The organism is Erwinia papayae (assembly GCF_058241465.1).
The window spans coordinates 1,660,160-1,673,011 of sequence record NZ_JBZCHT010000009.1 but is presented as its reverse complement, the minus strand read 5'-3'; the positions used below and the strand labels follow the sequence as shown (position 1 = coordinate 1,673,011).

General features: G+C 51.4%; 9 protein-coding genes. 5 read left to right on the top strand and 4 right to left on the bottom strand.

Annotated features, from left to right (window positions below):
- The first annotated feature begins 40 nt into the window (after window positions 1-40).
- Entirely contained in the window at window positions 41-520 is a 480-nt protein-coding gene (locus AC3RPL_RS12685; protein WP_490740270.1) for a YbjN domain-containing protein, read from the top strand.
- 44 nt (window positions 521-564) lie between these two features.
- On the opposite strand, the gene AC3RPL_RS12680 is transcribed toward AC3RPL_RS12685, so the two are convergent.
- Window positions 565-690: a hypothetical protein gene (locus tag AC3RPL_RS12680; protein ID WP_490740269.1), complete on the bottom strand. Its 126-nt coding sequence runs from the start codon at window positions 688-690 to the stop codon at window positions 565-567.
- A gap of 266 nt (window positions 691-956) precedes the next feature.
- Between AC3RPL_RS12680 and potF the strand changes: the two genes are divergently transcribed.
- From potF to potI, 4 genes are all read left to right on the top strand, one after another.
- Window positions 957-2,066: a spermidine/putrescine ABC transporter substrate-binding protein PotF gene (gene potF, locus AC3RPL_RS12675; RefSeq protein WP_261641657.1), complete on the top strand. Its 1,110-nt coding sequence runs from the start codon at window positions 957-959 to the stop codon at window positions 2,064-2,066.
- A 247-nt stretch (window positions 2,067-2,313) separates the two neighbouring features.
- Entirely contained in the window at window positions 2,314-3,447 is a 1,134-nt protein-coding gene (gene potG, locus AC3RPL_RS12670; RefSeq protein WP_490740693.1) for a putrescine ABC transporter ATP-binding subunit PotG, read from the top strand.
- 10 nt (window positions 3,448-3,457) lie between these two features.
- Window positions 3,458-4,420 carry a putrescine ABC transporter permease PotH gene (gene potH / locus AC3RPL_RS12665; RefSeq protein WP_034941262.1) on the top strand — a complete coding sequence of 321 codons (963 nt, stop codon included), beginning with the start codon at window positions 3,458-3,460 and terminating at the stop codon, window positions 4,418-4,420.
- A complete protein-coding gene (potI, locus tag AC3RPL_RS12660) occupies window positions 4,417-5,262 on the top strand; it encodes a putrescine ABC transporter permease PotI (RefSeq protein ID WP_034941260.1) in 846 nt (281 codons plus the stop codon). The genes potH and potI overlap by 4 nt, the downstream gene beginning before the upstream one ends.
- Before the next feature lie 303 nt (window positions 5,263-5,565).
- Here the strand turns inward: potI and AC3RPL_RS12655 are convergent, their stop codons facing one another.
- From AC3RPL_RS12655 to AC3RPL_RS12645, 3 genes are all read right to left on the bottom strand, one after another.
- A complete protein-coding gene (locus AC3RPL_RS12655; protein ID WP_490740268.1) occupies window positions 5,566-7,239 on the bottom strand; it encodes a cyclic peptide export ABC transporter in 1,674 nt (557 codons plus the stop codon).
- Between the two features lie 122 nt (window positions 7,240-7,361).
- Window positions 7,362-8,240, bottom strand: a complete 879-nt coding sequence (locus tag AC3RPL_RS12650) for a thioesterase domain-containing protein (protein ID WP_490740692.1) — start codon at window positions 8,238-8,240, stop codon at window positions 7,362-7,364.
- Between the two features lie 120 nt (window positions 8,241-8,360).
- Complete coding sequence (locus AC3RPL_RS12645) at window positions 8,361-12,209, bottom strand: non-ribosomal peptide synthetase (protein WP_490740267.1); 3,849 nt, start codon at window positions 12,207-12,209, stop codon at window positions 8,361-8,363.
- Window positions 12,210-12,852 lie beyond the last annotated feature (643 nt).

Sequence of the window (12,852 nt, the reverse complement as noted above, 5' to 3'; positions counted from 1 at the left end):
TAAGCTAAGGCGCAATTTTAAGGCAGTATGAGAACATCACATGGATTCACTCGTCATCCCGGACATCGACCTGATTCGACGCTGGCTGGATCTGCAAAGTGTCACCTGGTTTGAGTGTGACACCTGTCAGGCACTCCACCTGCCACACATGCAAAACTTTGATGGCGTATTCGATGCCAAACTCGATCTGGTAGACAACGTTATTCTGTTCTCCGCACTGGCAGAAGTTAAACCTACCGCACTGATCCCTCTGGTGGGTGACCTGTCGCAAATCAACGCCAGCTCTCTGACGGTTAAAGCCTTTGTTGATATTCAGGATGATAATCTGCCGAAACTGATCGTCATGCAGTCACTGAGTGTGGCGGCAGGCGTGACTTATGGGCAGTTCGTTCATTTTCTTAAGCAGAGCGAAGAGCAGGTTTCGATGGTGGTGATGGAAGCCTTCGCCAACCACCTGTTGATGATAGGTGAAGATGACGAACGTAATGACTATGCTTTTCCTCATTCCATGCTGCACTAATTTCTTCTGCTGAAGCCTCCGGGTTGGCCTGCTGCCGACCTGGTTTATCCCGCAACGCGCGACACTTCCTTGCTGTTACCCTGAAGATTGTCTTTTTCCCCGCATTTTATGGTGTCATCACCCGTTTTTCTGCTGCTGTTAAGCGCTTTTTGCCGGATTTTCAGCGGCATTTACCATGCCTGTGGCGTATCACCCAGAGGCAAAATGCATTAAAAATCGATAAAAGGCGTTTTTTACGGTCAACGCTGGCCTGAGTTTAAGAGTGCGGCTATGCTTGCGTGGCTGCATTTTGCGTGCAACGTCGCCGTGGGTATAGGTTTTTTCTATTAACAGCATGACGAATAATCATTCATTGTTATAGCCATAACAGGGCCAGTGTGGAAAAAACCGGAGCCTGTGGATGCTGTGTATATCTCTTTTCGCGAGGATGGAAAACATGTTCAACCAACGTAAAAAATGGTTGTCAGCTGTGGTGGCTGGGGTGCTGATGGCGGTTTCCGCTGGTTCAACGGCTGCTGATAAGACGCTGCACGTTTATAACTGGTCTGATTATATTTCGCCGGACACGGTGCCAAATTTCGAAAAACAGTCGGGTATCAAGGTCGTTTATGACGTCTTTGATTCGAACGAAGTGCTGGAAGGCAAGCTGATGGCAGGAAGCACCGGTTATGATGTGGTGGTGCCGTCCTCCAGCTTTCTTGCCCGTCAGTTGCAGTCCGGTGTCTTCCAGCCGCTGGATAAAAGCAAGCTGCCTAACTACAAAAACCTCGATCCTGACCTGCTGAAAAAGCTGGAACAGCACGATCCGGGCAACAAATATGCCATCCCTTACCTGTGGGCAACCACCGGCATTGGCTACAACGTCGATAAAGTCAAAGCGGCACTGGGTAAAGATGCGCCGGTTAACAGCTGGGATCTGGTGTTGAAACCAGAAAACCTCGAAAAACTGAAAAGCTGCGGTGTTTCCTTCCTTGATGCGCCAGAAGAGATTTTTGCCACCGTGCTCAATTATCTCGGCAAAGATCCTAACAGCAGTGACGCAAAAGATTACTCTGGCGCGGCCAGCGACCTGCTGTTGAAACTGCGTCCTTCTATTCGTTACTTCCATTCATCGCAGTACATTAACGATCTGGCTAACGGTAACACCTGCGTGGCGATTGGCTGGGCGGGAGATGTATTGCAGGCGAAGAACCGTGCCTTGCAGGCTAAAAATGGCGTGAACATTGCCTACAGCATCCCGAAAGAGGGGGCCCTGGCGTTCTTTGATATGCTGGCGATCCCGAAAGATGCCAAAAATGTCGATGAAGCCTATCAGTTCCTCAACTATCTGATGGAGCCGAAGGTGATTGCTGACGTTTCCAACAAAATGTTCTATGCCAATGGAAACAAGGCTTCCGTGCCTTTGATTAACGCTGACATTCGCAACAATCCGGCTATTTTCCCGACGCCAGATACCATGGCAAAACTGTTTGTGCTGAAAGTCCAGGATCCAAAACTGGATCGTGTGCGTACCCGTGCATGGACTAAAGTTAAAAGTGGCAAATAGCTGAACGGATCTTCTCCTGAGCGCAAGAAAACAGAGGCCTGGCGGCCTCTGTTTTCTTGCCTGCTGAACACCCTGTCCGGTGGCGACGGTTTCGGGAGAGGGCCGGCCTGATATGTGACAGAGTGGGCAATGATTCATTCTGTCAGCCTCGCACCGGGCGGCGAAGAGAGTCAGCGCCGCGCTCTGTGAAGCTGGATTTTTACTTTTTACGGCAAAGCCTGCTGTTACGTGCCGGAGAATTATGGACGTGAAAGATGCAATCCCCCGCCCCCAGACAAAAGTGGGCAAGGCATTAACGCCGCTGTTGGAAATCCGTAATCTGACCAGATCGTTTGACGGGCAGCACGCGGTTGATGACGTCAATCTGACTATCTATAAAGGTGAAATTTTTGCGCTGCTGGGGGCTTCCGGCTGCGGCAAATCGACACTGCTGCGGATGCTGGCGGGCTTTGAAACGCCAACCTCAGGGCAGATTATGCTGGATGGTCAGGATCTTTCCAACGTGCCACCCTATCAGCGCCCCATCAATATGATGTTCCAGTCCTATGCCCTGTTCCCACACATGACGGTGGAGCAGAATATCGCCTTTGGACTGAAGCAGGACCGACTGCCAAAAGACGAAATCGCCAGTCGCGTGGCAGAAATGTTGACGCTGGTCCATATGCAGGAATACGCCAGACGCAAGCCGCACCAGCTTTCCGGCGGTCAGCGTCAGCGGGTAGCGCTGGCCCGCAGCCTGGCCAAGCGGCCCAAGCTGCTGTTGCTGGATGAGCCGATGGGCGCGCTGGACAAAAAGTTGCGCGACCGTATGCAGCTTGAAGTGGTCGATATTCTGGAGCGCGTTGGCGCGACCTGTGTGATGGTCACCCATGACCAGGAGGAAGCGATGACCATGGCAGGACGCATTGCCATTATGAATCGCGGCAAGTTTGTGCAGATTGGCGAGCCGGAAGAGATTTACGAACATCCAACCACGCGCTACAGCGCAGAATTTATCGGCTCGGTGAATCTTTTTGAAGGGTTATTGCGCGAACGCCAGTCGGATGGCCTGATTGTTGACAGTCCGGGACTTGTTCACCCGTTGAAAGTGGATTCTGATGCCTCGGTGACGGAGGGCGTTCCGGTTCACGTGGCGCTGCGCCCGGAAAAAGTGATGCTGTGTGAAGAGATCCCGACTGACGGTTGTAATTTTGCCGTCGGGGAAGTCGCGCACATTGCCTACCTCGGCGATCTGTCGATTTATCATGTGCGGCTGCACAGCGGACAGATGATCAGCGCGCAGTTACAAAATGCTCATCGCTTTCGCAAAGGGACGCCAACCTGGGGAGACGAAGTGCGTCTCTGCTGGGACGCGGACAGCTGTGTGGTATTGACGGTGTAGTGGGGGAGTTATGAGCCAGCATTCTTTAAAGACCCGCAAACCACCCGGCGCGACGGCCGGTGTGTTGCAGGCCTGCATCCGTCGACTGCAAATGAAGTCGGGCCGCAAAATGGTGATTGCCTTACCTTATCTGTGGCTGGTACTGCTGTTCCTGCTGCCCTTTTTGATCGTGCTGAAAATCAGCCTGGCGGATATTGCCCGTGCGATCCCACCGTACACCGATTTGCTCAGCTGGGCCGATGGGCAACTGACGATGGTGGTTAATCTCGGCAACTATCTGACGCTCACCGACGATCCGTTGTATATCGATGCCTATCTGCACTCATTGCAGGTGGCGGCCATTTCCACGGTGATTTGCCTGCTGATTGGTTATCCGCTGGCGTGGGCGGTGGCGCACAGTTCTCCCTCTACCCGCAACATTCTGCTTTTGCTGGTAATACTTCCTTCCTGGACCTCCTTTCTGGTGCGGGTTTACGCCTGGATGGGGATCCTGAACGATAACGGTATCCTTAACCGTTTTCTGTTATGGACCGGCGTTGTCGATCATCCGTTGACCATCCTCTATACCAACGTGGCGGTCTATATCGGCATTGTGTACTGCTATCTGCCTTTTATGGTGTTGCCAATCTACACCGCGCTGACCCGCATTGATTATTCGCTGGTGGAAGCCTCGCTGGACCTGGGCGCACGGCCATTAAAAACATTCTTCAGCGTGATCGTGCCGCTGACCAAAGGCGGCATTATTGCCGGTTCCATGCTGGTGTTTATCCCGGCGGTTGGCGAGTATGTTATCCCGGAGCTGCTCGGTGGCCCCGACAGCATCATGATTGGCCGCGTGCTGTGGCAGGAATTCTTTAACAACCGTGACTGGCCGGTGGCCTCGGCGCTGGCGGTGATTATTTTGTTGATCCTGATCCTGCCGATCATCTGGTTTCATAAACATCAGAATAAAGAAATGGGGGAGAAGGAATGACCTCGTTACCCGTTGTGCGTTCGCCGTGGCGCATCGCCATCCTGGTGGTCTGCTTTTTCTTTCTGTACGCGCCGATGGCGTTGCTGGTGGTGTACTCCTTTAACTCATCACAGCTGGCCGCGTGGGAGAGTTTCTCCCTGCACTGGTACAGGGTGTTGTTCCATGATGGGGCGATGATCGGGGCGGTCACCCTCAGCCTGAGTATTGCCGCGCTGGCGGCAACGGCGGCCGTGGTGCTGGGCACCATTGCGGCGGTGGTGATCGTGCGATTTGGTCGTTTTAAAGGCTCGACCGGCTTTGCTTTTATGCTCACCGCGCCGCTGGTTATGCCGGATGTGATCACCGGCCTGTCGCTGCTGCTGCTGTTTGTGGCGATGGGCAATGCCTTTGGCTGGCCTGCCGATCGTGGCATGTTAACCATCTGGCTGGCACATGTGACCTTTTGTACCGCTTATGTGGCGGTGGTGATCAATGCAAGACTGAGGGAGCTGGACCGCTCAATTGAAGAAGCGGCGATGGACCTGGGGGCGACCCCGCTGAAAGTGTTCTTTGTTATTACCGTGCCGATGATTGCCCCGGCGATTGTCACCGGTTGGCTGCTGGCCTTTACCCTGTCGCTGGATGACCTGGTGATTGCCAGCTTTGTCACCGGACCGGGTGCCACCACGTTGCCGATGCAGATTTTTGCTACCGTGCGGCGTGGCGTCAATCCGGAGATCAACGCGCTGGCGTCACTGATTCTGTTCGTGGTCGGTATCGTCGGGTTTATCGCCTGGCGCTTGATGGCGCATGAAGAGAAGCAGCGTCTGAAAGATATACAGAAGGCGCGGGGCGGACATTAAGGGATGAGCGGGGATATTCCGGAGGCCTTATCTTCGGCCTGGTCTGACCTCTGGGATATCCGTTTTCTCCCCGACTGGCACAGGCCATTATGGAGCCAGGGCGCGTCAACATGACGCTGTCTCTGATGATGAAGATTATCGCCGCCGGTTCCTGACACACCACAATGGTGTTCAGGCAGAGCGTCGGGTGCACCGGGCACTCTTTTCTCTGCCCGGTGCTGGGATACTTCGCAACAGCGGCCATTTTTTGTTGCAGCAAAATGTGCTGTTTGCCGCAGTTCAACTTTGATAACAGCCTGAACGTTATACCTGCCCGTCTGAGGCAAAATGGTTGATATCGAGCAGGCCATTTTCCAGTTTGATACAATGATCGGCCAGATGGAAAAAACGCTCGTCGTGGGTGATAGCCAGTACCGCCTTGCCGCGAGCAGCCAGTTCAGGAAGTAGCTCCTCATAGAATACTTTCCTGAACAGCGGATCCTGATCGGCAGCCCATTCATCGAACAGATAAAATGGACGATCCTCCAGGTATGCAACTACCAGCGCGAGGCGTTTTCTCTGCCCTTGTGATAAATCCTGGGTTGAAAAGTAACCATTTTCAATTTTCAACTTATGGTCGATATGAAGTTTGACCAGTAAGGCATTAGCCTGCTCATCCAGGGTGCCGTTGCCAGTATTCAGGCCGATCAGTGATTCGAACAGATGAAAGTCGGAGAAAATTGCTGAGAAAAGCTGGCGGTAGTGAATACGGTTATGGTCGTCAATGGGGTAACCATCAACGGTAATGGTGCCACTTTCCGGGATGTAAAGACCCGTCAGAAGCTTGGCAAGGGTGGTTTTTCCGCTGCCATTTCCACCAATCAGGAACGTAATTTCTCCCCTTTTAAGTTCAAGTTCAACAGGGCCGAGCTGAAATATTCCGCCTTCCTTCTCGCGATAATAGCTGTGCTTGATCCCGGACAAATGTAGTGAAGTTGCATTGCCAAACGCATTTACAGAGAAAGAGCCTTTTATCGATTCTTGCTCATTCAGTTCAGAAAGTATTTTTCCAATACGATTCAGCGATACGCGAGCTGCATTCAGCGTCGGTATATTATTTAGCAGGCTGTCTAAAGGCATTAGCATAAATAAGAATATTATCACGTAGCCTGCCAGCGCCATTTTATCCAGACCCGATATTACGCCAGGAAAAAATATAATTACCCCCAGAAACAGGTAGAACAAAGAAAGGAGCCAACCAACGCCAAAGGCGTAAATACTAAAAGCATGGGTGCGGTGCTGACCTACCGCGTCAATTTCGCTGTTGAGTGAGTGATTAAGAAAGTTCTGGCTACGGATACTGTGTAGTTTCAGTTCTTTTGCTCCGGAGAATAATGCACTGAAATGGGTAAAGAGCCGATCCTGAGCCTTACCTGCTGCTCTGAACGACGCAAGTGCTCTGGAGCCACTTATGCAGTAGCCCAGAGAGCCCGAAAGCACAATGGTTAATGCCAGACCGAAAACGGGCCATGACAACCATGCCAGATAGGCCAGGCAGCCCAATATCATCGATCCTTGCATAACAATGTTAGGCAGCGTGAAGAACAAAAAAGAGACATTAGTGGCGTCATCAGTAATAACAGACTGAGCGCGTGAGGCACCCAGTTTTTCAATTTGCCGGAATGACGCGCAGGCAACCCGATACGAGATAAGTTTTCGCATTCGAGCCATTGTTCCCTGGCTCAAACGGGCGAAAAAAATACCGCTCAGTACCCGACAGCTAATCGTCACGACGGTCAGCAAGATAAAATACCCGGCCAGTGCGTGATAATTAGTTTCAGTGCTGTTCAACGTTTTGTTAATCAGGGTGATCAACAAAACACTGGCAATACCGTTTGCTATGCTGGCGGCAGTGGCAATAACTAGCGTCCAGCGTGAGCGATAGAGGAGGGAAAATAAAAGCGTCAGGACTGGAGATTGATTGGTCAATTTTTTCATTTAAAATCCATATATTCCTGTAGGGCAGCCGATTTCCATGCCCTTAAAAACAGTTAACCTGTCAACAATAAGTCATCAGCTGCCAGCCCCAACGGGCTGGCAGTGAAGCCAGTAGTATTAAGTCAGATTTTTATCTTTTTTGTTAACCCTTCGGCTAACTTCCTGACATTGGGTTCGGATAACATCGTCATGTGATTTCCCGGTACAAATGTCGTATTTAATTGAGTGGCATGAATTTTCCAGTTTTGGATATCCAACGAGGTTTCATCATTGTCTCCTTCTTCTGCGTTTATTAAATGAAGCAGCCCCTGATAACAGGTACGGGGAATATAAATGGTATTCAGATTGGCATGCATAACCTGAACGATACCCTGCAACAGTGAGAGCGGCGCATTCGCTGGGAAAAAGCCAACTTTGATTAAAGTTTCGGACAAAAGCTCAATTTGTTCACAAGGCTCCAGGCCGATAAAATCATGTCTCGTCAGCGGTAATGTGTGTGGCAACATCATGTTGTAGATATCGGTCAACTTTAATAACGCCTCTGTCTGGTCGACCGTTTTCTGAATGATATTCTGCGGATCGGGTGAGTTTGTATCTACGAGTATCAGGGCACCAATATTTTCTCCCTGTGCCTGCAATTGCAATGCCATTTCAAAAGCAATCCAGCCGCCGAATGAGTGCCCAAGCAGATGCCAGGGACCCTCAGATTGCGTTTGGCGGATTACCTGAATGTAAGATCGGGCCGCTTCCTCGACACTGATAAAAGGAGGAAGTTCTGGTGCCGTCAGTCCCCTTGCCTGCAAAGCATGTACAGGCAAATGTGATGGCAGAGCCAGGGCCAGTTCAATGAAACTGGAGGCACTGGCACCTGCGCCAGGGAGACAGAAGAGCGGAGGAACAGACTGAGAACCACGCTGGATGATGACGCCTGGTGTGTGAGACGCAGGTAACAGATAGCCGGTAACTGAATCGGCTATCTGATTGAGTCGCGGTGGTTGCATAATAGTTTGATGGCTTCCGCCGACAGGATGAAGCTCTGAACCTGCGCCAACAAGATCGCGCCAGCCGCGCCACGCATCCTCGCCGGGTAAAGTCTCAGCGGTATAGAGATGAACAGGCACTTATGAAGCAGATGCGTGATAGCGTTTGCTAAGTTGTCCAAACATCTTTTGAGTATTGATACGAATCAGCACATCCTCTTTTGTTATCCCTACGGGCAACCATTGGTGCTGATGGCAAAAGTTAAAAATTTGCTCTATATCATTGAGTGCATATATATCCCTCAGCTTCTCTTCATCAGTAATATTCATTTTGTGGCGCAGATAATTAATAACCAGATTGACCTCTTCCTGCTCCTTACTTAAATATTCCCCGGCATTGCCAGTCTGCTTATTCTGGCATTGGGTTTTGATGTAGTTCGGATTAAATGAATCGATCATGCCAAGGAAACCAATCTCCTCTCCATGATTGATCAGCTGACCGGCGATCTCCCGCGCAATCACCCCGCCAAGAGACCATCCGGCGAGATGATAAGGCCCGTGGGCCTGTATACGTCGAATTGCCTGTATATGATAACTGGCCAGCGCTTCCAGGGAGTCTGGCGGGGTGTCCAGCGTATGCATACCGAGGGCCTGAAGTGCGTAAACGGGCTGTTCGGCAGGAAGCAGTCTTGCCAGAGGCGAATAGACCAGCGGATCGCCGCTGGTTTCGTGGACCAGGAACAGGGGCGGTAAACGCCCTTCGGGGCTTAAAGGAACGGGGAGCGCCCCGAAAGACGATTCTGTTATTGCCGGGTTGTTCTTAATGGCCTGAGCCAGATCGCACAACGTTGGAGATGAAAATAGCGTGGTTAATGATGCTTGCATGCCTTGTTTGCTCAGATGATTGATTAACTGAATAGCCAGCAGCGAGTGTCCGCCGAGCTCGAAGAAGTGGTCGTGACGGCCGACGCGCGCCAGTCCGAGCAGGGCCTGCCAGATGGCGGCGATGCGCGTTTCCAGCTCACCTTCGGGGGCTTCATAGCTGCGGACGGCGACGGCGGCCTGGTCAGGCACCGGCAGCGCCTTCCGGTCGAGCTTGCCGTTCGGGGTGAGCGGAAAGGCGTCGAGGGTGACGAAGGCGGCGGGGATCATATATTCCGCAAGCTCAGCGGCCAGCCGGCGGCGCAGGTCGGCCGGTTCGGGCCTGGCGCCGTGCTGCGGGCGCAGATAGGCGACGAGTCGCCTGTCGCCGGGGGTGTCCTCGCGGGCGATCACCACCGCGTCCAGCACGCCGGGGCAGCGGGCCAGGCGGGCTTCAATCTCGCCGGGCTCAATGCGGAAGCCCCGGAGCTTGAGCTGGAAGTCGTTGCGCCCGAGGAATTCAATGCTGCCGTCGGGAAGCCAGCGGCCGAGGTCGCCGGTGCGGTAGAGGCGGGCCAGCGGGTCGTGGGAGAAGGCGTCGGGAATAAAGCGTCCGGCGGTAAGCTCCGGGCGGTTAAGGTAGCCGCGCGCGACGCCCGCGCCGCCGATGTGGATCTCCCCGGCGACGCCTTGCGGCACCAGCTGTCCGCGGGCGTCAAGGATATAAATACGGGTGTTGGCGATGGGGCGACCAATACAGGGGCACGGCAGCGCGGCAGAGACGGTACAGGCGGTGGCGTCGACCGTGCACTCCGTGGGGCCGTAGACGTTAATGAAGCGGGTGGAGGTGTTCTGCTGCATCGCGCGCCATGCCTGCGGCGAAATGGCATCCCCGCCGGTCAGAACCCGGCGTGGCTGATAGCCGGACGAGGTGCCGAGGCCGCTTTCCAGCAGGCCCTGCAGCTGAACCGGGGTGCAGTCAACGATGTCGACGCGGTGGCGGGCAAAATAGCGCCAGAGCAGGCGGCTGTCACGGCGTACGGCCTGGGGCACCATCACCAGGGCATGGCCGGAGAGCAGCTGAAGCCAGCACTGTACCGAGGCATCAAACACAATGCCCGCATTCATGGCCACCCGGCAGGGTCGGGTGATGTCGAGCAGGGCGTCAAGCCCGGCGTGCAGGTTAATGACGCTGCGATGCTCAACCATTACCCCCTTTGGCTTCCCGGTGGTGCCGGAGGTATAGATGACGTAGGCCAGATTTGCAGAGGTCAGGCCCGGCACGTCGGGGTTACCCTCGCTGAAGGGGCGGGTTGGTGGCACATCAAGCAGGATCACCGGCAGGCTGCCGCCCGGCATTTCGGCCAGCGATGACTGCGTCAGCAGGGCGACCGGCGCGGCATCGTCGAGCATAAAGGCGAGGCGCTCCGGCGGGTATGCCGGGTCAAGCGGCAGGTAAGCGCCGCCGGCCTTTAGGATGGCGAGCAGGGCGACGATCATTCCGGCACCGCGTTCGGCACAGAGCGCCACGCGGTCGTCGGGCCGTACGCCGAGTGCCAGCAGGTGATGGGCGAGGCGGTTGGCACGGCGGTTAAGTTCGGCGTAGCTGAGTGTCTCATCGTCAGAGATGAGGGCGGTGGCCTGCGGGGTGCGTTCAGCCTGCTGCTCGAATAACTGATGGATCAGCGCCTCGCGGGGGAAGTCGGCGTCGGTGGCGTTGAAATCCCGGAGTAACAGCTGACGTTCGGCAGACGGCAAAATTTTCGCGCTTCCTGCTGGAGTATCAAGTGATTGAATAGCTTCTTCTGTCAGAACCGCCAGGCGGGATTGTAGGGCGATGATTTCTTCACGACGGAAGTAGTTTGGATCAAAATTGAATTCGATTGTGGCTGGTTGGTCGGAGTTGTCTTCAATTTGAGTCAATATGTATTGATGGATCGCTACCGAAAGAGGGAACATTGTTTCCCGGTACGATTTCTGAAGTTGAGTAACACAATTTGTCATATCAACGTTAAGTTCGAATAACTCAAATGATAAAGTAATATCAAAAAGTTGAGAGCGTCCGGTTTTTTGTTTTAACTTTGTAAGTTGATTGATTTCGGTAATTGGTAAACGTTGGTGCTTGTAACAATGACGCAGTTCAGCTGCTGCTTTGTACATGACGTCAAGAAAAGAGTCACGGGCAAGGTCAATGGTGATTTTGACAGGGATAACTAACGAAAACATCCCCATGGTGCGTTTTTGTTTTGCGTTTTTTCTATTATGTACAGGTATACCAATAACAATTTCTTCTTCGCCTGTACTTCGTGCCAGGTAGCAGGCCAGGACAGCATACATAAAGTGAAGGATGGACAATCCATGTTTCGCCATTGTGCCCTTGATGCGTTGAAAGAGAGATTTTTCGATCTGCCAGATAACAGGTTTTTCTTTTTTTTGAGATGTCATTTTTTTACTGGCGGAGCGTTGGCATAATGCTGGCGGCAGTTTGTTATAACGTTCTGTCCAGAATTTTAAATCGTATTTATAATGCTTTGAATTAAGATAGAGGCTATCTTCTTGAATGAAGTCGAAATAGGATGGAGCGATGTCATCATTGTTCTCCCCATTTAATAGTTTGTTGTAACAGTCAATCATATCCTCAATGATAAGCTTCAGGCCTGCACCATCAGAAATCAGATGGTGGCTACAAAATTGCCAATACCAGCGAGTATCGCTAACCTTTAACAGTTCGGAGCGCCACAGGTTTTCATATAAGTTGAACGGTTTCATCAAGCTGGCGTCCATTTTTATCCTGGCGGACTCCTCTGCATCGGGTTGTTGTGATAGATCCCAGGTCGTGATCGTGCCCAGGGCATCAGTACATTCCTGAAGTGGCATTCCCTGGGTTTTGATAAGTCGTAATCGAAGTGCATCATGGCGCTGGGGTAATGAATAAAAAGCTTTTATAAATATGAGACTATCAAGTTCGCCATCAATACGAGCTATCGTGCTGATATTGTATATGGAGGTATCAGGATTAAGTGTTTGTTCAAGCCAGACAGCTCGTTGAGTAGAACAAAGGGGAAATTTACTTGAGGGATAACTGATGTGTTCGCTATCAGATTTATGGGGCAAAAAATAATCAATCATTATTGACCTCTAAAATAGGGGTGATAATTTCATCGAAAGTTATTAAGCACGATATTACTGAGTAATTTTATTTTTTAAGCCTGTGGTGATTGGTTCGGCAGGCAGGGAACAGACTCACTTCGTTATGTATTTTTCATCAGCTTTATCTTTCCAGAATAAAAAATATAACAATACTAATTTAAATATCCTGGCCGTGGCTAAAATAATAGCCTGGCGTGTTTTGTTATAAAATCACCATCTCTTATCACAATAATGTTAATAATTTATCCTCTTTATATGCTTTTATTGTTAGTTGCGAAGTTTCCTTGTTAATTAAATTTCGGCATTATTATTAATTTTATAAAACACCGTTGTCAATAATTTATATTATAATGCAAGTTAAAATAGTTGGAATTATAATTATTTAAAGGTTAGTTCATATTGCCAAAAGAGAGGGTTAAGTAGGCGTGTTGTAAAACTAATTGCTGAATTACATGATTGATGATGACAGTATGGTGATTGATTTTATAAGGGTGTTTTGATAATTAGAAAATAAGTGGTCGCAAAGCGTTTTCAACCCGGCGGGTGATGACTTCAGTTAGTAGAATATGTACTTTTTGATGAAATCCCCGATGACATTTCAAAGACTCTGCTCACCGGGCGC